Consider the following 19,648-nt stretch of genomic DNA (forward strand, 5'->3'; position numbering starts at 1 on the left):
TCTAAATAGCAGAGTGAAATAACATAATTGAGCAATGTGAATCGAGTAACCAATATTACGCCATTACCCATCCCTCGCCGTATTACCTGATTATGGAGTTCATTATGCAGGCTTATTTTGACCAACTCGATCGTGTTCGTTATGAAGGCCCTAAAAGCACTAATCCGTTAGCTTTCCGCCATTATAATCCAGATGAAATTGTACTGGGTAAACGCATGGAAGATCATCTGCGTTTTGCGGCCTGCTACTGGCATACCTTCTGCTGGAACGGCGCGGATATGTTTGGCGTAGGCGCGTTCAACCGTCCGTGGCAACAGCCCGGCGATGCGCTGGAGCTGGCGAAGCGCAAGGCGGATGTGGCGTTTGAATTTTTCCATAAGCTGAACGTGCCTTACTACTGCTTCCACGATGTGGATGTTTCGCCGGAAGGCGCCTCGCTGAAAGAGTATAAAAACAACTTTGCGCAGATGGTCGATGTGCTGGAGTCGAAGCAAGAACAGAGCGGCGTGAAGCTGTTATGGGGCACCGCGAACTGCTTTACCAACCCGCGTTACGGCGCCGGGGCGGCGACGAACCCGGACCCGGAAGTCTTCAGTTGGGCGGCGACGCAGGTGGTGAACGCGATGAACGCCACGCACAAACTGGGCGGCGAAAACTACGTTCTGTGGGGGGGCCGTGAAGGGTATGAAACCCTGCTGAATACCGATCTGCGCCAGGAACGCGAGCAGATTGGCCGCTTTATGCAGATGGTGGTGGAGCATAAACATAAAACAGGTTTCCAGGGCACGCTGCTGATCGAGCCAAAACCGCAGGAGCCGACAAAACACCAGTATGACTACGATGTGGCAACGGTTTACGGCTTCCTCAAGCAGTTCGGCCTGGAAAAAGAGATCAAGGTGAACATTGAAGCCAACCACGCCACGCTGGCGGGCCACTCTTTCCATCATGAGATTGCGTCCGCCATTGCGCTGGGCATTTTTGGTTCTGTGGATGCCAACCGTGGCGATGCGCAGCTGGGCTGGGATACCGACCAGTTCCCGGTAAGCGTCGAAGAGAACGCGCTGGTGATGTATGAAATCCTGAAAGCGGGCGGTTTCACGACCGGCGGGCTGAACTTTGACGCGAAGGTTCGTCGCCAGAGTACCGACAAATACGATCTGTTCTATGGTCATATTGGCGCGATGGACACGATGGCGCTGTCATTAAAAGTAGCAGCGCGCATGATTGAAGATGGCGAACTGGATAAACGCGTGGCGAAACGTTATTCCGGCTGGAATAGCGAACTGGGCCAGCAAATTTTGAAAGGCCAGTTATCCCTGAGCGACGTCGCGCACTATGCTGAACAGCGTAATCTGGCGCCGGTGCATCAAAGCGGCCATCAGGAACTGCTGGAAAATCTGGTGAATCATTATCTGTTCGACAAGTAATCGCCATTGCGCCGCGTTTAGCCAACGCGGCGCATCGATAAAGGAGTGGTCACGATGTATATCGGGATAGATCTGGGCACGTCCGGTGTGAAAGCCATCCTGCTGAATGAGCAGGGAGACGTGCTGGCCTCGCAGACGGAGAAACTGTCCGTCTCTCGCCCGCATCCATTATGGTCGGAGCAGGATCCCGAACAGTGGTGGCTGGCGACGGATCGCGCCGTAAAAGCGCTGGGGCGAGAGCATTCATTGCGTGATGTAAAGGCGCTGGGGATTGCCGGGCAGATGCACGGCGCCACGTTGCTTGATAAACACCAGAAGGTGCTACGCCCGGCGATTTTATGGAATGACGGACGCTGTGGTGAAGAGTGCGCGCTGCTTGAGCAGCAGGTTCCGCAGTCTCGCGCCATTACCGGCAATCTGATGATGCCTGGCTTTACCGCGCCAAAACTGCTGTGGGTTCAGCGCCATGAGCCGGATATTTTCCGCCAGGTTGCAAAGGTGCTGCTACCTAAAGATTACCTGCGTCTGCGTATGACGGGGGATTTTGCCAGCGATATGTCGGACGCGGCGGGAACGATGTGGCTGGATGTCGCAGTGCGTGACTGGAGCGACATCATGCTCAACGCTTGTCAGCTAACCCGTGAACACATGCCCGCTCTGTACGAAGGCAGCGACATCACCGGTACGGTGTTGCCTGAGGTGGCGCACTCCTGGGGGATGCCTGCGGTGCCTGTTGTTGCAGGGGGCGGAGATAACGCGGCGGGCGCGGTGGGCGTGGGGATGATCAATGCGGGTCAGGCCATGCTGTCGCTGGGAACATCAGGCGTCTATTTTGCGGTGAGCGACGGTTTTCTCAGTAAACCAGAAAGTGCGGTACACAGTTTTTGCCACGCATTGCCCGAACGCTGGCATTTGATGTCCGTCATGCTGAGCGCGGCATCCTGCCTGGACTGGGCGGCAAAATTAACCGGTCAGGCGTCTGTCCCCGCGCTGATTGACGCGGCACGCCAGGCGGATGATAACGCGGATGCCGTCTGGTTCCTGCCTTATCTTTCCGGCGAACGCACGCCGCATAATAATCCGCAGGCGAAGGGCGTATTCTTTGGCCTTACGCATCAGCATGGCCCCGCAGAGCTGGCGCGGGCGGTGCTGGAAGGCGTCGGTTATGCGCTGGCGGATGGCATGGATGTTGTGCATGCCTGTGGCGTGAAACCCGGCAGCGTGACGCTGATCGGCGGCGGGGCGCGCAGTGAATACTGGCGACAAATGCTGGCGGATATCAGCGGGCTACAGCTTGATTACCGTACCGGCGGAGATGTAGGCCCGGCATTGGGTGCCGCGCGTCTGGCGCAAATTGCGATGAATAAAGAGCAACCATTATCTGATTTATTACCGCAGCTTCCGCTGGAGCAAGCGCATTTCCCTGATGCTGAACGCCATGCGCGTTACCTTGAACGTCGCGAAACGTTCCGCCGCATTTATCAGCAGTTATTATCACTCATGTCTTAATCCGCTATTCCTTCCGGCAGTGGCCGGAAGGAATTCTTATTTCATATTGATTGCCTCGATATATATCGAAATCAATATGTGTGTTTTCTGATTTTCACGTTATTGTCCGGTTATCGTCTTTTCCATTCTTATTTCTTGTCTTAATGTGAATCGGCAAAGCATAAGGAGAGTGATATGGACGATAAGGTTGCGCGCAGGAAGCGTCTGGTCGGTTTAATCATGCTGGCGGGCGGTGCGCTGGTCTATCTGACAGGGCTGTGGCCTGCTTGCCACTCGTTGAGCGATAAGGGCTATTTTTTTGCGATAATGGTGATGAGTGGTTTTCCCCTGTTAATACGCCAGGAGCCGACGGGAAATGAGCGTCTGCTCACCCGGTGCAAATATCTGTTACTTCTCGCCGCAGGTATGCTTTTTGTCGGTCTATGGAATATTGATTTACCGGCCGCCGTCAAAGTGATGTGCCTTCTGGGGCTGGGCGTGAGTCTGTTGGGTACGGATATGTACGCCACGTATTCTGATGACGAATAAGGGCCGGTCAACTGACCAGCCTGCGCGTATCAATCTTCTGTAGCAATATCGACAGCAGCAAACTTCCGGCCAGGGTGAGGGTAAAAATCCATACGATATCCAGCGGCGGCCAGCGTTTAAACTCCACGCCATTCGTCCGTAGCGCATGGATTATCAGCGCGTGAAACCCGTAAATACCGAGTGAGTGGCGGGAAATCAGCGCCAGCCCGGGAACCGTGCGCGTATTCAGGGTATTTTTGACCAGCGTGAGCAGTGACGCGGCGCAAATAAACACCATCGGGCCGCAATAGACGTACCAGGTATCGGCAAAATTTCCGCGCCAGTTGAGTTCATGTAACGTTCCGCGCGAAATAATCAATACCGCCGTAATGAAAAGCGCGGCGCTTATCCAGGTCAGCGAACGTTTTTGTGTCTCCATCATGCCAATCGCCCGGCCCAGCATGCCATAGAGGATGTAGTAAAACGTGTCGCCGGTGATATACAGGTTAACGGGGAGCCACTCAAATCCGCCGATTTTTTGCGACACGGTATTGGGGTTGGCGACAACGCCAATGACGATCATCAGCACCAGCAGCATTTTGCCGCTGACGTTTTTAACCTGTATTAACGGCGATACCAGGTAGATCACCGCGATCGCGAAGAAAAACCACAGGTGGTAGAACACCGGTTTTTGCAGCAGGTTTTTCAGCGATAGCTCTGCGTTAATCGACGTAAAAAGGGTGATATATACCAACGCGACGGCGCTATAGAACAGCAGGCAGAGCGCAATGCGCAGGAAATGTCGCGGCTGGGCGCTACGTTCGCCAAAAAAGAGATAGCCCGAGATCATAAAAAACAGCGGTACGCTGACGCGTGAGGCGGAGTTCAGGACATTGGCAAAATCCCAGCTAAACGGATTGATGCTTTGCGCATTGGTGACGTACCAGGTGGTGGCGTGGATCATCACGACCATTAAACAGGCGATCCCTCGCAAATTATCAATCCAGTATATTTTGGGTTGCATCAGTGCCTCTGCTTCCGTTTTAAATAGGGTCTGACTTGTTTATTGGCGCGGTATCTCACTGGAATATTCTGAGTTTTTACGCTAAAGCTTGTGATGGCTCAGCGAGATTCGCAAAATGCGCCTGTCTTTTGGGTAAACCCTAACCTTAATAATAATAAGAGCGACCGGCAAATAAGGCGGTAATAAAAATGATGATGAAGTCTGTTTTTCCGGCGCTGTTAACCCTCCTGCTGGTGGGATGCGCGACGACGGCGCAGCCGGTTCAGAAGGCGCAGAAGGTCAACGTGAACCCGGAACGCTCACTGGATATGGAAGCATTGTGCAAAGCGCAGGCGGCGCGGCGTTATAACACCGGCACGCAGAAAATTGATGTGACCGGTTTTGAGCAATACCAGGGTAGCTATGAGATGCGCGGCAATACTTTCCGCAAAGAGAGTTTTGTTTGCTCTTTTGACGCAGAAGGGCAGTTTTTACATCTTTCCATGCGCTAAGTTCCCCCTTTTTCCCGTTTCGTACTGTATATCTTGCGGTCAGCGGGTATACTGATCCCTTCCTTTAAATCCACACGTATCCAGCACGAAATAATATGCAAAAGTTTGATACCAGGACCTTCCAGGGCTTGATCCTGACCTTACAGGATTACTGGGCTCGCCAGGGCTGCACCATTGTTCAACCATTGGACATGGAAGTCGGCGCGGGGACTTCTCACCCAATGACCTGTCTGCGCGCGCTGGGGCCAGAGCCGATGGCGGCTGCCTATGTGCAGCCTTCTCGTCGTCCGACCGATGGTCGCTATGGCGAAAACCCGAACCGTTTACAGCACTACTATCAGTTCCAGGTGGTGATTAAGCCATCGCCGGATAACATCCAGGAGCTGTATCTCGGTTCTCTGAAAGAGCTGGGGATGGACCCGACTATCCACGATATCCGTTTCGTGGAAGATAACTGGGAAAACCCGACGCTGGGTGCCTGGGGTCTGGGTTGGGAAGTGTGGCTGAACGGCATGGAAGTGACTCAGTTCACCTACTTCCAGCAGGTTGGCGGTCTGGAGTGTAAGCCGGTTACCGGTGAGATCACCTACGGCCTGGAACGTCTGGCTATGTACATTCAGGGCGTAGACAGCGTTTACGACCTGGTCTGGAGCGACGGCCCGCTGGGTAAAACCACCTATGGCGACGTGTTCCATCAGAACGAAGTGGAGCAATCCACTTACAACTTCGAATACGCCGATGTGGATTTCCTGTTCACCTGTTTCGAACAGTATGAGAAAGAAGCACAGCAACTGCTGGCGCTGGAAAACCCGCTGCCGCTGCCTGCTTACGAGCGTATTCTGAAAGCCGCCCATAGCTTTAACCTGCTGGATGCGCGTAAAGCCATCTCCGTTACCGAGCGTCAGCGCTACATCCTGCGCATTCGCACCCTGACCAAAGCAGTGGCAGAAGCTTACTACGCTTCCCGTGAAGCCCTTGGCTTCCCGATGTGCAACAAAGACAAATAAGAGGCGGCCATGTCTGAGAAAACTTTTCTGGTGGAAATCGGCACTGAAGAGCTGCCACCAAAAGCCCTGCGCAGCCTGGCGGAGTCCTTTGCTGCGAACGTTACTGCGGAGCTGGATAACGCTGGCCTCGCACACGGCAACGTAGAGTGGTTCGCCGCACCGCGCCGTCTGGCGCTGAAAGTGGCTAATCTTGCTGCTTCTCAACCCGATCGCGAAGTTGAAAAACGCGGCCCGGCGATTGCTCAGGCGTTTGACGCGGAAGGCAAACCGAGCAAAGCGGCGGAAGGCTGGGCGCGTGGTTGCGGCATCACCGTGGACCAGGCTGAACGTCTGACCACAGACAAAGGCGAATGGCTGCTGTATCGCGCGCATGTGAAAGGCGAAAGCGCAGAAGTGCTGCTGCCGAACATGATTGCCACCTCTCTGGCGAAACTGCCGATTCCGAAACTGATGCGCTGGGGCGCGTCTGACGTTCACTTCGTGCGTCCGGTACACACCGTAACGCTGCTGCTGGGCGACAAGCTCATTCCGGCAACGATTCTGGGTATCCAGTCCGATCGCGTCATTCGCGGCCATCGTTTTATGGGCGAGCCGGAAATCACCATCGACACTGCTGAGCAGTATCCGCAAATCCTGCTGGAGCGCGGTAAAGTTGTTGCTGATTACGAAGCGCGTAAAGCGAAAATCAAAGCCGATGCAGAAGAAGCGGCGCGTCAGATTGGCGGTAACGCTGACCTGAGCGAGAGCCTGCTGGAAGAGGTTACTTCGCTGGTGGAATGGCCGGTGGTGCTGACGGCGAAATTCGAAGAGAAATTCCTCGCGGTGCCGTCTGAAGCGCTGGTTTACACCATGAAGGGCGACCAGAAATACTTCCCGGTTTACGCCGCAGACGGCAAACTGCTGCCGAACTTTATCTTCGTGGCGAACATCGAATCTAAAGATCCGCAGCAAATCATCTCCGGTAACGAGAAGGTGGTGCGTCCGCGTCTGGCAGATGCCGAGTTCTTCTTCAATACCGACCGTAAAAAACGTCTGGAAGATAACCTGCCGCGTCTGCAAACCGTGCTGTTCCAGCAACAGTTGGGTACGCTGCGCGACAAGACCGACCGTATTCAGGCGCTGGCGGGCTGGATTGCTGAACAAATTGGCGCGGATGTTAACCACGCTACCCGTGCGGGCCTGCTGTCGAAATGTGACCTGATGACCAACATGGTCTTTGAGTTCACCGACACGCAGGGCGTAATGGGGATGCACTACGCGCGCCATGACGGCGAAGCGGAAGATGTAGCTGTCGCGCTGAACGAGCAGTATCAGCCGCGCTTTGCCGGTGACGACCTGCCATCTAACCCGGTTGCCTGCGCGCTGGCGATTGCCGACAAGATGGACACGCTGGCGGGGATCTTCGGTATCGGTCAGCATCCGAAAGGCGATAAAGACCCGTTCGCGCTGCGTCGTGCTGCGCTGGGCGTGCTGCGTATCATCGTTGAGAAGAACCTGAATCTGGATCTGCAAACGCTGACCGAAGAAGCGGCGCGTCTGTACGGCGACAAGCTGACCAACGCGAATGTGGTTGATGACGTTATCGACTTTATGCTCGGTCGTTTCCGCGCCTGGTATCAGGATGAAGGTTACACCGTGGACACCATTCAGGCGGTTCTGGCGCGTCGTCCGACCCGTCCGGCGGATTTCGATGCCCGTATGAAGGCCGTGTCGCACTTCCGCACGCTGGAAGAAGCCTCCGCGCTGGCGGCGGCGAACAAACGTGTGTCCAACATTCTGGCGAAGTCCGACGAAGTGCTGAACGATCGTGTCAATGCGGCAACGTTGAAGGAGCCAGAGGAAATTGCTTTGGCTCTGCAAGTTGTGGTTCTGCGTGACAAACTTGAACCCGTGTTTGCTGAAGGTCGTTACCAGGAAGCGTTAGTCGAACTGGCTGAGCTGCGTGAACCGGTCGATACGTTCTTTGAAAAAGTGATGGTGATGGTTGATGACAAAGATCTGCGCATCAACCGCCTCTCTATGCTGGCGAAACTGCGTGAGCTGTTCCTGCAAGTAGCGGATATTTCCCTGTTGCAGTAAGTTCGTCGCAATAAAAAAAACCTGCCATCTGGCAGGTTTTTTTATGGGGAAAAAGGTAAAAAAAATCCCCGCCGATTGGCAGGGATCTTCAATTCTGAGCTTATAAAGCTAAGATTACAGGCTGGTTACGTTACCAGCTGCCGGGCCTTTAGCGCCGCTTTCGATGGTGAAGGAAACTTTCTGACCTTCATCCAGGGATTTGTAACCGTCGTTCTGGATAGCAGAGAAGTGTACGAACACGTCTTTGGAGCCATCGTCAGGAGTGATGAAGCCGAAGCCTTTATCAGCGTTGAACCATTTTACGATACCAGTCATTTTACCGGACATAGTGTATTACCTTTTAAAAAATAAGTGTGCCTTTCGGCGATATGGCGTGCTTTACAGATTTTTTAAGCGTTAAGGAAATGCGCACTACGAGGGGTATCAACGGATAACTCTTGAAGGGGACTGCCTTACTAAACTGCTTTAATGGTCTGTACGTCAAACCGTTGGACGCATTAACTCATGTAACGCTTGTGGATGCAACTTTTATTTTACTTCTTTCGGGTAAGTCTGTCGGGAAACGGCCCCTTAACAGGACCGTTAAACGAAAAAATCAGGCAATAATCTATTTCATCAACTGCTTACTTAAACCTGGGTTGGCCTGGATCAGGCGCATCAGATTTAACTCGGTACTCGACGGTTTTACCCGTCTGGATTCCCATTCCTGCACCATGGCAACGGTTACGCCCATCGCCCGGGCAAAATCATCTGTTTTTAGCCCGGTTCCTCTTCGTAACTGTTCAAACTCTGTAAAAGGGTTGGGCTTGTTTGTCAGGGTAATCGTCTGCGATACATCTTTAAAAACAATTTGTTCCAGACTGCTCAGCAGTTCAAACATAGGATCTTTGTATTCCATTGAGAACTCCTATAAATCACACAGCGGGATCGTGAATTTCATCGAAGCTCATTAAGAATAGTCGGGAAACGTGAAGCCGGTTGGAAGCGGCAAAGAAGTGGATTCGTTTCAGCGCATTCCGGTCAGGATCGCGCGTTGGCTAAGGATCTGAAAAAGGCCGACATATCGGATCGACGGCGCGCAATTGTAAAGATAACAAAAATTTTATCACGTAAAAAAGCTGGCCGTTTCTTCGTATAATATTCCACGGCAAGATTACGCAGAAAGGGTATCTTGCAAGGCTGTCCTGGACTATCCTTGTCAGCGTCAGGCACGCGGCATCGTTGTGCGCATTTTTGGGTGAAAGGAGTATTAAAATGGCGACAGGTAAGTCCTGCTCTCGCTGGTTTGCGCCTGTTATGGCGTTATTAATGGTAGTTAGCCTGAGCGGGTGTTTTGATAAAGAAGGTGATCAGCGTAAAGCGTTTATTGATTTCCTGCAGAATACTGCGATGCGTAGCGGGGAGCGTCTGCCGACGTTGACCGCCGATCAGAAAAAACAATTTGGTCCGTTCGTGTCTGATTATGCGATCCTGTATGGCTATTCGCAGCAGGTGAATCAGGCGATGGATTCCGGTCTGCGTCCGGTTGTGGATAGCGTCAATGCGATCCGCGTTCCTCAGGACTATGTCACTCAGCGCGAGCCGCTGCGTCAGGCAAATGGTTCTCTGGGCGTGCTGGGCCAGCAGTTGCAGAATGCGAAATTGCAGGCAGATGCCGCGCACAGCGCGCTGAAACAGTCCGACGACCTGAAACCGGTCTTTGATCAGGTTTACAGTAAAGTGGTGACGGCGCCTTCGGAGGCGTTACAGCCGCTGATTCCGGCTGCGCAAATTTTCACGCAGCAACTGGTGCAGGTCGGCGACTTTGTGGCGCAGCAGGATACGCAGGTGAGCTTTGTCGCGAACGGCATTCAGTTCCCGACGTCACAGCAGGCCAGCCAGTACAACACGCTGATTGGGCCGCTGGCGTCTCAGCACCAGGCATTTAATCAGGCCTGGACCACTGCGGTAAACGCGATCCAGTAACGCTGTTTATGCCCGATGGCGCTGGCGTCGATCGGGCATACGGTTAAGCAACGTTGTAGGCCGGGCAGGGCAACGCCGCCGCCCGGCCATTTATTATCCTGCAACCTGCGGGTTCACGCAGTTCTTCTCCACCTTGCCTTGTAACGCATCAATTAAGTTATCCACCGCGCAGGCGGCCATGTTGTAGCGCGTCTCATGGGTAGCGGAGCCGATGTGCGGCAGCGCCACAACGTTCGGCAGCGACAGCAGCGGCGAATCGACCGGCAGCGGTTCTTGTTCAAACACATCCAGACCCGCCGCATGAATTTCACCGCTTTGCAGGGCGGCAATCAGCGCGTTTTCATCCACGACCGGGCCGCGCCCTGCGTTAATGAAAATGGCGGAGGACTTCATTTTGGCAAACTGCGCCGCACCAAACAGGTGATGCGTCTCTTCCGTCAGCGGCAGGATCAGGCAGACAAAATCCGCCGTCTGCAACAGGGTGTCCAGATCGCAGTACCGGGCGTTGAAGCGTTCTTCCGCCTCAGGATGATGGCGGCGGGCGTTGTAGAGAATCGGCATGTTAAAGCCGAAGTGAGCGCGTTGCGCCAGCGCAAGACCAATGCGCCCCATCCCGACAATCCCCAGCGTTTTGTGGTGTACATCAGTGCCAAACCAGTCTGGCCCGATGCTTTTTGTCCATTCCCCCACTTTGACGCGTTCGGCCACTTCCACCACGCGGCGGGCGGTGCTCAGCACCAGCGCCATTACCGTATCCGCAACGGTTTCCGTCAGCACGGTCGGCGTGTGCATCAGCAATACGCTGCGCGCGTTGAGGGCAGCCACATCAAAATTGTCATAACCCACGGAGACGGTCGATGCCGCGCGTAGTTTCGGCATCTTCTCCAGCAGTGCGCTATTGACGGTTTCGCTGGAGCCCAACAAACCTTCCGCGCTGGCGAAAGCCTGGGCGTGTTGTTCTACCGTTTCCGGGCGAAGATTTGGCACCTGCGTGACGGTGAAATGCTCTTCCAGGCGATGCAGTAAATCGTCAGGTAACGCTTTGTAGAGAATAATGGACGGCTTCATGCGGATCTCCGTGAGTTAAGGTTTAAGCGTGGCGTGCGCCAATCGGTAATTGCTGATTGTTAGCAGGCTTAACAATTAAAGTTAGCCATACTGAGGCGAAAAGCGCCACCCCCATAAAAATGTACGAGGCGGCCGGGCTGCCGGTTGCGCCGTTGAGATAGCCGACGAACCATGAACCAAAGAAAGAGCCCAGCGCGCCCATACTGTTGATCAGCGCCATTGCGCCGCCCGCGACGTTACGCGGCAGCATTTCAGGAATAATGGCGAAGAACGGGCCATAAGGGGCATACATCGCCGCACCGGCGATAACCAGCAGGGTATAAGAGAGCCAGAAGTTGTTCGCGCCAACGGCCCATGAGCCGATAAAGGCAAAGGCGGCAATCAACAGCAGCGGCCAGACGAACAGTTTACGGTTTTGCAGTTTATCGGATGCCCAGGAGACAACGATCATCGCGATTGTCGCCGCCAGGTACGGCACTGAAGAGAGCCAGCCGACTTCCACCATGCCCATATTCGCGCTGCCGCTACGGATGATGGACGGCAGCCACAGAACAAACCCGTACACCCCGATACTCCAGGTGAAATACTGCATGCACAGCAGGATGACGTTGCGTGAGCGGAATGCCTCGCTGTAATTGCGTACCGCTTTGATGCCCTGCTGCTCTTTTTCCAGTTGCGCCTGAAGCGCGGCTTTTTCTGACTCCGTCAGCCAACCGGCCTGTGACGGTTTGTCTTTCACCAGCACCCACCAGAAGAACGCCCAGATGATGGCGGGGAAGCCTTCAATAATGAACATTTCACGCCAGCCGAGCGCCTGAATCAGGTAGCCTGAAACTACGGACATCCACAGCACCGTCACCGGGTTGCCGAGAATCAGGAACGTATTGGCGCGCGAACGCTCTGACTTCGTGAACCAGTTGCTGATGTAAATCAGCATGGCGGGCATAACGGCCGCTTCCACGACGCCGAGAATAAAGCGGATGGCGGCAAGCATTGGGATATTACTCACCATCCCGGTCAGCGATGCGCATGCTCCCCATAAAATCAGGCAGATGAAGATCAGCTTACGTACGCTGCGACGCTCGGCGTACACCGCGCCTGGGATCTGGAAGAAGAAATAGCCGAGGAAGAACAGGGCGCCCAGCAGGGAGGAGATCCCTTTCGTGATGCCGAGGTCTTCGTTAATCCCCGCTGCGGAAGCGAAGCTGAAGTTTGCGCGATCCAGGTACGCCAGGCTGTACGTGATGAACACGATAGGCATGATGTACCACCAGCGTTTTGCTGCATTTGTTGAGCTTGTCATAGGCCTGCCTCTGTCACTATGCCGCCGCTGTATGTAGGGTACAGGGGGCTGTTATCATTGCGTGAAGTTTATTCGCCTAACGCTTCACGAGTGGGTAATCCTTCGCTGTCGCCCTGAACCTGAATCGCCAGCGCGCCAATTTTATTGCCTCGCGTCACTGCCTGATGCAGCGTGCGGCCTTCCAGCAGGGCGCTGATCACGCCCACGGCAAAGCCATCGCCCGCACCAACCGTATCGACCACGTTGTCCACTTTCACCGGTGCGACGCAGCCTTGCTCGCCCTCAGCGGTTTTGTACCAGGCGCCATCCGCACCGGTTTTCAGCACCACCGCTTTCACGCCGTGGCGCAGATAAAAATCGGCAATGCCCTCAGGCGTTTGCTGTCCGGTTAATATCATTCCCTCTTTCAGACCGGGCAGCACCCAGTCAGCCTGGAAGGCGAGGCGGTTAAGTTTTTCCACCATTTCGGCTTCGCTTTTCCACAGCACCGGGCGCAGATTCGGATCGAATGAAATCGTTTTGCCCTGCGCTTTCATGGTGCGGGCGGTATGCGCCAGCAGTTCATAAGAGCTGGCGGAAAGCGCCGCCGCAACGCCGCTTAAGTGCAGATGACGCGCGCCGGAGAAGTACGCATCGTGGTAATCGTCTACGGAAAGGTGGCTTGCAGCAGAACCTTTACGGAAATATTCCACAATGGGATCGGTTCCATTTTCGACTTTAGATTTAAGCTGAAAGCCGGTGGCGTAACGTCCGTCCAGCGTGACGCCCTGCGCATCAATCCCTTCTTTTTCAAGCGACTTAAGGACAAAACGGCCAAAGCTGTCATCACCGACGCGGCTTACCCAGCCGACGTTTAACCCCAGGCGCGCCAGGCCGGTCGCTACGTTAAGTTCGGCCCCGGCGACGCGTTTGATAAACGCGTCTACGTCCGCGAGATCGCCCGTTTGCGTGGCGACGAACATCGCCATTGCTTCACCAATCGTGATGACATCCAGAGAATTTTTCATGCGTTACTCCTCACGTAACAAATCGACGTAGCGACGAGTCACCGCCGTCAAATCTTGCCCTTCCAGTGGGAACTCAATACCGCGCGGTACATCAACAGGCAGCGCGTTCAGCAGCGCCAGCCAGCGGGGATCGGCGTTATCCGGCGCAACGGCGCGGAAACTGTCGTGATGGGGCGTGGCGGCTTTAACGTGGATATAGCCGACGGCGGGCGCCAGGTAGCATGCGGCGTCTTCCGGCGAGTCGCCTACCCACAGCCAGTTCCCCATATCAAACGTCAGTCTGATGGGCAGGTTCTGGACCTGACAGGCGGCATTGAAGCGTTGCATCGGGCGCAATTTCCCGCAGGCGGTTTGATCATTTTCCACTACCAGCGCCATGCCGCTGCTCTCCAGCCAGTCACGCAGGGTGTCGAGCTGATCCTGGCGTTCAAAATGACCCAGCGACACTTTCAGCCACAGCGCTTGCAGCGTACGGGCTTCCTGTAACAGGTCGGGAAGGTGGGGGTTGAGGCTGCCATCCTCCAGGAACAGCGGTTCCGGCGCGGAGTAGCAGGCCAGCAGGCCGAAAATGTCAATGGCGGCCGCCAGCAGCGGGAGCGCGTTAAGTTCGGCGTCAGTGAACATTTCACGGCGAATCTCGACGCCATCCGCCCCCGCTCCGGCAATGATGGGCAGCATCGCGGTTTGCCCGCCTGCGGCACGCACCTGGTCGTAGCCATAGGCGGCGGTGACCACCATAATTTTTCTTTGCATGGGAACTCCAAATCTATCGCTCTTGCTATTACGCTAGATGGAACCGGTTCCAAAGAAAAGTGCAGTGTGTCGAAATTATGATCACCATCACGAAGGAAAATTAGCGGGCGGTGGAGCCGCGAACGATCAGCTCGCCGGAGAAAACCTGCTCGTGAATCGCGTCGCTGCCCCCTTCAATGCGGCGTACAACCTGCTCGACAGCGGCAAAACCAATTTGCCAGGTCGGCTGTTTCAGCGTGGTGATGCCGACGCCTGCCAGCTCTGCCCATTCCAGTTCGTCAAAACCGAGCAGGCCGATGTCGCTGCCCCAGTTAAGACCAATGCGTTTGAGCGAACGGGCGACCTGCAATGTGAGCGCGCCGTTAGCGGAGATCACGGCTTTGCGCATCCCCCGGTGCTGCTGGTGAAACTGGCGCAGGGTGTTATCCAGTTGCGTATTTTCCGCCAGCGGCACCTCGGCGTTTTCCGCCACCACGCCAGGGTAACGCGCCAGCGTCGCACGAAATGCGTTCAGGCGCTCGCGGCGGGTATTGACCATACCGAGCGGTTCGCTGAGAAACAGGATCGCCTCGAACCCTTGCTCAATGAGATGTTCGGTGGCGGTTGTTGCCGCCTGGGTGTTATCCAGACCGACGACATCGCAGGCGAAATCAGGGATTTTACGGTCAATCAGAACCATCGGCAGCGCCGACTGTTGCAGGCGGTTCAGCCCCTCCTCGCGCATCCCGACGGCGTTCACCACGATGCCTTCCACTTGGTAGCTGCGCAGCAGATCCAGATAGTGCAGTTCCTGATCCACCTCATTGTTGGTGTTACAGACCAGGGGAGTGAACCCTTTCTCGCGGCAGGCGGCTTCAATGCCGCTCAACACGTTAACGGAATAGGGGTTGGTAATATCGGCGATGATCAGGCCAATCAGGCGGGTACGGCCGCGTTTCAGGCCTCTGGCCATCAGGCTTGGGCGATAGTCGAGTTCGGCAATGGCTTTTTCAATGCGCGCCAGCAGGGCATCGGACAGCAAATGCTTCTCACCGTTGAGGTAGCGTGAAATGCTGGTTTTTCCGGTTTTAGCGGCTTTCGCCACATCGCTGATGGTTGCCCGTGTTGATTTGCTCATCGCTGATTTCCCTGAATTTGGTGACAACACCTTAACGCGAAAATCAACGATGGCAAGCGCTTCATGCTGGATAAGAATGTAGGCCGGATAAGGCGAAGCCGCCATCTGGCGATGTGCCGGGTGGCGCTGTCGCCACCCGGCACAACGATTACTGCAACGGACTTAAGGTGATTTCCACGCGGCGGTTTTGCGCTTTACCTTCGGCGGTGCTGTTGCTGGCGATCGGGTTCGCCGGGCCCATGCCGCTGGTGCGGATGCGGTTGGCGGCAACGCCCTGGGTGATCAGCGCGCTGGCCACGGAGTCCGCGCGCTGCTGCGACAGACGCATGTTCAGATCCTGCCCGCCGGTACTGTCGGTGTAGCCCACTACGTTAACGGCGGTTTTGTTGTACTCTTTCAGCACCATCGCCACGCCGGTCAGCGTGTTGGCGCCTGCCGGTTTCAGGGTTGCGCTGCTGCTGTCGAAGGTGACGTTATTCGGCATATTCAGGATGATGTTATCGCCACTTCGCGTCACGCTCACGCCCGTTCCCTGCATTTTGTCACGCAGTTTCGCTTCCTGTACGTCCATGTAATAGCCAGCGCCGCCGCCCAGCGCCGCGCCTGCCGCTGCGCCAATCAGCGCGCCTTTGCCGCGATCTTTCTTGGAAGAGGAGAGTGCGCCGACGCCTGCGCCGACCAGAGAACCAATGCCCGCGCCAATGCCGGATTTACCCGCTTCGCGCTCGCCGGTGTAAGGGTTTGTTGTGCAGCCAGATACTGCCAGGGCGCCGCTCACGATAGCAGCAATGACCAAAACACGTTTTTTCATCTTAGTTCCTTAATGACTTTTTTATTTTTTCGCCACAGCGACGGTGGCGGTTGATTATGACGTGCGAACATGAAGAAAATTCCAGGGAAGACTCTTAAATTTGTAAGTAACATTGAGCGGCATAATAAATAAGCCGTCACACCTGCATCGCATTCAGGAGCGCATTTTGATCAACGCACCATCGCACTATTCGGTATTAACCGCCGCCCACTGGGGACCTGTCCGGGTCGACACTGACGGCGAGACGGTTCTCGCGTCTCGCGGGGCGCTGCCCACTTCGCATCTCAATTCCCTGCAAACCGTCGTGCGCGACCAGGTTCACAGCCCTACCCGGGTGCGTTTCCCGATGGTGCGTAAAGGATTTCTCGCCTCGCCAGAGAAGCCACAGGGCGTGCGCGGTCAGGATGAATTTGTGCGGGTGAGTTGGGATGAGGCGCTGGATCTGATCCATACCCAGCACAAACGTATTCGTGAAACATATGGGCCGTCCTCGATTTTTGCCGGTTCTTATGGCTGGCGCTCGAATGGCGTGCTGCATAAAGCTTCCACCCTGTTGCAGCGTTATATGGCGCTGGCGGGCGGGTATACCGGGCATCTGGGGGATTACTCCACGGGGGCGGCGCAGGCCATCATGCCGTATGTGGTGGGCGGAAACGAAGTCTACCAGCAGCAGACCAGCTGGCCGGTTGTGCTGGAACACAGTGACGTGGTGGTGCTATGGAGCGCCAACCCGTTGAATACGCTAAAAATTGCCTGGAATGCGTCGGATGAGCAGGGCATTGCTTACTTTGCCGCGCTGCGCAACAGCGGGAAACGGCTGATCTGCATCGATCCAATGCGATCGGAAAGCGCGGCGTTCTTTGGCGATAAGATGGAGTGGATCGCCCCGCATATGGGGACTGACGTGGCGCTGATGCTGGGGATTGCGCATACGCTGGTGAAAAACGGCTGGCATGATGACGCGTTTCTGGCGCGCTGCACGACCGGTTACGAGACATTCGCCGACTATCTGCTGGGCGTGAGCGACGGCGTGGCGAAAACGGCGGAATGGGCCGCAGATATTTGCGGCATATCCGCCGCTAAAATTCACGAACTGGCGGAACTCTTCCATAAAAACACCACTATGTTGATGTCTGGCTGGGGGATGCAGCGTCAGCAGTTCGGCGAGCAAAAACACTGGATGCTGGTAACGCTTGCCGCCATGTTAGGGCAAATTGGCACGCCCGGCGGCGGTTTTGGCCTCTCGTACCATTTCGCCAACGGGGGAAACCCGACGCGCCGCGCCGCCGTACTGGCTTCAATGCAGGGCAGTCTGCCAGGCGGCACCGATGCGGTAGACAAAATTCCGGTGGCGCGCATTGTCGAGGCGCTGGAGAATCCCGGCGCGCCCTATCAGCACAACGGTATGAACCGCCATTTCCCGGATATCCGCTTCGTCTGGTGGGCCGGTGGCGCGAACTTTACGCATCATCAGGATACCAACCGTCTGATTCGCGCCTGGCAAAAGCCGGAACTGGTGGTGATCTCCGAATGTTTCTGGACCGCTGCGGCGAAACATGCCGATATCGTGTTACCTGCCACGACCTCTTATGAACGTAACGATTTAACCATGACCGGCGACTACAGCAACCAGCATCTGGTGCCGATGAAGCAGGTTGTGCCGCCGCGTGATGAGGCCCGTAATGACTTTGACGTGTTTGCCGAACTGAGCGAGCGCTGGGAAACGGGCGGTCATGCGCGCTTTACCGAAGGGAAAAGCGAACTTGAGTGGCTGGAAACCTTCTACAACATCGCCGGGCAACGCGGCGCCAGCCAGCAGGTGACGCTGCCGCCGTTTGCACAGTTCTGGGAAGCCAACGATCTGATTGAAATGCCGGAGAATGCGGCCAACGCGCAGTTTATCCGCTTTGCGGATTTCCGCCGCGACCCCGACGCGCATCCACTGAAAACGGACAGCGGCAAGATAGAGATCTACTCCCGACGAATTGCGGACTACGGCTATGCGGACTGCCCAGGACACCCAATGTGGCTGGAGCCGGACGAATGGCACGGCAATGCCGAACCCGGTCAGCTACAGGTGCTGTCCGCCCATCCGGCGCATCGTCTGCACAGCCAGCTTAACTACAGCCAGCTTCGTGAACAGTATGCGGTGGCGGGGCGCGAACCGGTTACTCTGCATCCGCAGGATGCGCAGACGCGGGGCATTGCCGACGGCGACACGGTGCGGGTCTGGAATCACCGAGGACAAATTCTGGCGGGCGCGGTGGTGACGGAGGGCATTAGACCCGGCGTTATCTGCATTCATGAAGGGGCATGGCCGGATTTAGAGGTGTCGGCTGGCGGCATTTGTAAAAATGGCGCGGTAAACGTGTTGACCAAAGATCTCCCCAGTTCGCGACTGGGGAACGGCTGTGCGGGCAACACCGCGCTGGCGTGGATTGAAAAGTATACCGGCCCCTCGCTGACGCTTACGGCGTTTAATCCGCCTGCCAGCCCATAATCCATGTCGGATGCTGTGTATCTTCCTGCCATGCGCTGTCTTCGATACGAAAACCCAGCGCATGGTAGAAATTCACCGCCGACTGATTTTTCTGGTAAACCTCCAGGCTGAGCGCGGTAAAGCGCTGCTGAACATGCTGCACCAGCGCCTTGCCAATCCCGCTGCGGATCGCGTCTGGCGTGACAAACAGCGCGCCCAAAAAGCGCGCTTCCATCACGCTGGCAAAGCCTTTCAGTAAACCTGCTTCTTCCCACACCCAGGTCTGCGCGGCGGGCAGGTACACGTCACGCACTATCGGTTCGCTTTCGCGCCAGTAGCGCGCTTCGATAAACGGGTGGGCATAGATCGTGCTTTCCATCCAGAGCGTCAAAATTGACGCCATATCGTCAGTCCGGGATTCGCGAATCATGCTGACCTCCAGGATGGCAGAAACAGCCCGTGATATGGTCGTTGACCAGCCCGCACGCCTGCATAAAGGAGTAGCAAATGGTGGTGCCGACGAACTTGAAGCCGCGTTTTTTCAGCGCTTTTGCCAGCGCATCCGACGCGGGGGTTGAGGTGGGGATCTCGCTCAGGCTGGCGGCTCGCGTTACCTGCGGCTGGTTTTCGACAAAAGACCAGACGAATTCAGCAAACGGTTCACCATTTTGCTCCATCGCGAGATACGCCCTGGCATTGCCGATGATGGCCTGAATTTTCCCCCGATGGCGAATAATGCCCGCATCCTGCAACAGACGCTCAACGTCGTCTTCCTGCATCGCCGCGACGCGGACGGGATCAAAGTGGTGGAAGTTTGCGCGATAGTTTTCCCGTTTCTTCAGCACGGTGATCCAGGAAAGCCCCGCCTGCTGGCCTTCAAGGCAGATCATCTCAAACAGCTTTTTGCCGTCGGTTTCGGGAATGCCCCACTCCTTGTCGTGATAGGCGATGTATAGTGGGTCCTGACTGACCCATCCGCAACGCTGCATACTCTTCCTCGCTGTTTTGACTACCGCAAAAATTTCATTCGGCCCGCCTTGACGCGCCAGCTAAAAAGACAATATTTAATACAGGGCTAATAAGCCCTGGAACCGCCAAACA

The 19,648-nt window shown here is 55.6% G+C and carries 19 protein-coding genes; 8 read left to right on the forward strand and 11 right to left on the reverse strand.

The features are described from left to right. Positions 1–104 precede the first annotated feature (104 nt). The 3 genes from xylA (at position 105) to OGW17_RS12450 (ending at position 3,464) form a co-directional block, all read left to right on the forward strand. Positions 105–1,427 carry a xylose isomerase gene (gene xylA / locus OGW17_RS12440; RefSeq protein ID WP_024131052.1) on the forward strand — a complete coding sequence of 441 codons (1,323 nt, stop codon included), beginning with the start codon at positions 105–107 and terminating at the stop codon, positions 1,425–1,427. A gap of 54 nt (positions 1,428–1,481) precedes the next feature. Further along, positions 1,482–2,936, forward strand: coding sequence for a xylulokinase (gene xylB, locus OGW17_RS12445; RefSeq protein WP_071259246.1), 1,455 nt, complete (start codon positions 1,482–1,484; stop codon positions 2,934–2,936). Positions 2,937–3,110: 174 nt separating this feature from the next. Further along, complete coding sequence (locus tag OGW17_RS12450) at positions 3,111–3,464, forward strand: YiaA/YiaB family inner membrane protein (protein ID WP_071259248.1); 354 nt, start codon at positions 3,111–3,113, stop codon at positions 3,462–3,464. Positions 3,465–3,471: 7 nt separating this feature from the next. Here the strand turns inward: OGW17_RS12450 and OGW17_RS12455 are convergent, their stop codons facing one another. Beyond that, a complete protein-coding gene (locus tag OGW17_RS12455; protein ID WP_071259249.1) occupies positions 3,472–4,467 on the reverse strand; it encodes an acyltransferase in 996 nt (331 codons plus the stop codon). Between the two features lie 188 nt (positions 4,468–4,655). Here OGW17_RS12455 and OGW17_RS12460 point away from each other — a divergent pair, with 188 nt between their 5' ends. The 3 genes from OGW17_RS12460 to glyS all read left to right on the forward strand — a co-directional run bounded on the left by OGW17_RS12460 (position 4,656) and on the right by glyS (position 8,044). After that, entirely contained in the window at positions 4,656–4,958 is a 303-nt protein-coding gene (locus OGW17_RS12460; protein ID WP_012135698.1) for a YsaB family lipoprotein, read from the forward strand. Between the two features lie 95 nt (positions 4,959–5,053). Beyond that, positions 5,054–5,965 (forward strand): glycine--tRNA ligase subunit alpha, encoded by a 912-nt coding sequence (glyQ, locus tag OGW17_RS12465; RefSeq protein ID WP_001168544.1) that lies wholly within the window; start codon positions 5,054–5,056, stop codon positions 5,963–5,965. A gap of 9 nt (positions 5,966–5,974) precedes the next feature. Next, positions 5,975–8,044, forward strand: coding sequence for a glycine--tRNA ligase subunit beta (gene glyS, locus OGW17_RS12470; protein ID WP_071259251.1), 2,070 nt, complete (start codon positions 5,975–5,977; stop codon positions 8,042–8,044). 114 nt (positions 8,045–8,158) lie between these two features. Here glyS and cspE read toward each other — a convergent pair whose 3' ends face one another. After that, the gene (gene cspE / locus OGW17_RS12475; protein WP_000014594.1) at positions 8,159–8,371 is read right to left on the reverse strand and encodes a transcription antiterminator/RNA stability regulator CspE; all 213 of its coding nucleotides are present in this window, start codon (positions 8,369–8,371) and stop codon (positions 8,159–8,161) included. 280 nt (positions 8,372–8,651) lie between these two features. After that, positions 8,652–8,942, reverse strand: a complete 291-nt coding sequence (locus OGW17_RS12480; RefSeq protein WP_047460357.1) for an HTH-type transcriptional regulator — start codon at positions 8,940–8,942, stop codon at positions 8,652–8,654. A gap of 356 nt (positions 8,943–9,298) precedes the next feature. Between OGW17_RS12480 and OGW17_RS12485 the strand changes: the two genes are divergently transcribed. Beyond that, a complete protein-coding gene (locus tag OGW17_RS12485) occupies positions 9,299–10,009 on the forward strand; it encodes a DUF3053 domain-containing protein (RefSeq protein WP_024131051.1) in 711 nt (236 codons plus the stop codon). Between the two features lie 93 nt (positions 10,010–10,102). Here the strand turns inward: OGW17_RS12485 and ghrB are convergent, their stop codons facing one another. From ghrB to OGW17_RS12515, 6 genes are all read right to left on the reverse strand, one after another. After that, entirely contained in the window at positions 10,103–11,077 is a 975-nt protein-coding gene (ghrB, locus tag OGW17_RS12490; RefSeq protein ID WP_047460360.1) for a glyoxylate/hydroxypyruvate reductase GhrB, read from the reverse strand. Between the two features lie 22 nt (positions 11,078–11,099). Continuing rightward, a complete protein-coding gene (locus tag OGW17_RS12495; RefSeq protein ID WP_049008241.1) occupies positions 11,100–12,380 on the reverse strand; it encodes an MFS transporter in 1,281 nt (426 codons plus the stop codon). 68 nt (positions 12,381–12,448) lie between these two features. After that, positions 12,449–13,387 carry a sugar kinase gene (locus OGW17_RS12500; protein ID WP_012135690.1) on the reverse strand — a complete coding sequence of 313 codons (939 nt, stop codon included), beginning with the start codon at positions 13,385–13,387 and terminating at the stop codon, positions 12,449–12,451. Positions 13,388–13,390: 3 nt separating this feature from the next. Further along, the gene (locus OGW17_RS12505; RefSeq protein ID WP_071259253.1) at positions 13,391–14,140 is read right to left on the reverse strand and encodes a sugar phosphate isomerase/epimerase family protein; all 750 of its coding nucleotides are present in this window, start codon (positions 14,138–14,140) and stop codon (positions 13,391–13,393) included. Between the two features lie 100 nt (positions 14,141–14,240). Then, entirely contained in the window at positions 14,241–15,257 is a 1,017-nt protein-coding gene (locus OGW17_RS12510; RefSeq protein WP_071259408.1) for a LacI family DNA-binding transcriptional regulator, read from the reverse strand. Positions 15,258–15,405: 148 nt separating this feature from the next. Then, entirely contained in the window at positions 15,406–16,068 is a 663-nt protein-coding gene (locus OGW17_RS12515) for an OmpA family lipoprotein (RefSeq protein WP_012135687.1), read from the reverse strand. Between the two features lie 166 nt (positions 16,069–16,234). Here OGW17_RS12515 and OGW17_RS12520 point away from each other — a divergent pair, with 166 nt between their 5' ends. Further along, a complete protein-coding gene (locus OGW17_RS12520) occupies positions 16,235–18,568 on the forward strand; it encodes a molybdopterin guanine dinucleotide-containing S/N-oxide reductase (RefSeq protein WP_071259255.1) in 2,334 nt (777 codons plus the stop codon). On the opposite strand, the gene OGW17_RS12525 is transcribed toward OGW17_RS12520, so the two are convergent. Then, positions 18,546–18,977 (reverse strand): N-acetyltransferase, encoded by a 432-nt coding sequence (locus tag OGW17_RS12525; protein WP_071259257.1) that lies wholly within the window; start codon positions 18,975–18,977, stop codon positions 18,546–18,548. The genes OGW17_RS12520 and OGW17_RS12525 overlap by 23 nt on opposite strands. Further along, positions 18,955–19,536, reverse strand: coding sequence for a DNA-3-methyladenine glycosylase I (gene tag / locus OGW17_RS12530; RefSeq protein WP_012135682.1), 582 nt, complete (start codon positions 19,534–19,536; stop codon positions 18,955–18,957). The genes OGW17_RS12525 and tag overlap by 23 nt, the downstream gene beginning before the upstream one ends. Between the last annotated feature and the right edge of the window lie 112 nt (positions 19,537–19,648).

The sequence above is a fragment of the Citrobacter sp. CK181 genome (genome assembly GCF_030333595.1).
GTDB classification, from domain to species: Bacteria; Pseudomonadota; Gammaproteobacteria; order Enterobacterales; family Enterobacteriaceae; genus Citrobacter_B; species Citrobacter_B koseri.

Coding starts and splice junctions, on each gene's coding strand:
- OGW17_RS12455 (WP_071259249.1), bottom strand. CDS start 4,467: ATGCAACCCAAAATATACTGGATTGATAATTTGCGAGGGATCGCCTGT.
- OGW17_RS12460 (WP_012135698.1), top strand. CDS start 4,656: ATGATGATGAAGTCTGTTTTTCCGGCGCTGTTAACCCTCCTGCTGGTG.
- cspE (WP_000014594.1), bottom strand. CDS start 8,371: ATGTCCGGTAAAATGACTGGTATCGTAAAATGGTTCAACGCTGATAAA.
- OGW17_RS12505 (WP_071259253.1), bottom strand. CDS start 14,140: ATGCAAAGAAAAATTATGGTGGTCACCGCCGCCTATGGCTACGACCAG.
- xylB (WP_071259246.1), top strand. CDS start 1,482: ATGTATATCGGGATAGATCTGGGCACGTCCGGTGTGAAAGCCATCCTG.
- OGW17_RS12510 (WP_071259408.1), bottom strand. CDS start 15,257: ATGAGCAAATCAACACGGGCAACCATCAGCGATGTGGCGAAAGCCGCT.
- OGW17_RS12495 (WP_049008241.1), bottom strand. CDS start 12,380: ATGACAAGCTCAACAAATGCAGCAAAACGCTGGTGGTACATCATGCCT.
- OGW17_RS12480 (WP_047460357.1), bottom strand. CDS start 8,942: ATGGAATACAAAGATCCTATGTTTGAACTGCTGAGCAGTCTGGAACAA.
- OGW17_RS12485 (WP_024131051.1), top strand. CDS start 9,299: ATGGCGACAGGTAAGTCCTGCTCTCGCTGGTTTGCGCCTGTTATGGCG.
- glyS (WP_071259251.1), top strand. CDS start 5,975: ATGTCTGAGAAAACTTTTCTGGTGGAAATCGGCACTGAAGAGCTGCCA.
- ghrB (WP_047460360.1), bottom strand. CDS start 11,077: ATGAAGCCGTCCATTATTCTCTACAAAGCGTTACCTGACGATTTACTG.
- xylA (WP_024131052.1), top strand. CDS start 105: ATGCAGGCTTATTTTGACCAACTCGATCGTGTTCGTTATGAAGGCCCT.
- glyQ (WP_001168544.1), top strand. CDS start 5,054: ATGCAAAAGTTTGATACCAGGACCTTCCAGGGCTTGATCCTGACCTTA.
- OGW17_RS12515 (WP_012135687.1), bottom strand. CDS start 16,068: ATGAAAAAACGTGTTTTGGTCATTGCTGCTATCGTGAGCGGCGCCCTG.
- tag (WP_012135682.1), bottom strand. CDS start 19,536: ATGCAGCGTTGCGGATGGGTCAGTCAGGACCCACTATACATCGCCTAT.
- OGW17_RS12450 (WP_071259248.1), top strand. CDS start 3,111: ATGGACGATAAGGTTGCGCGCAGGAAGCGTCTGGTCGGTTTAATCATG.
- OGW17_RS12500 (WP_012135690.1), bottom strand. CDS start 13,387: ATGAAAAATTCTCTGGATGTCATCACGATTGGTGAAGCAATGGCGATG.
- OGW17_RS12525 (WP_071259257.1), bottom strand. CDS start 18,977: ATGATTCGCGAATCCCGGACTGACGATATGGCGTCAATTTTGACGCTC.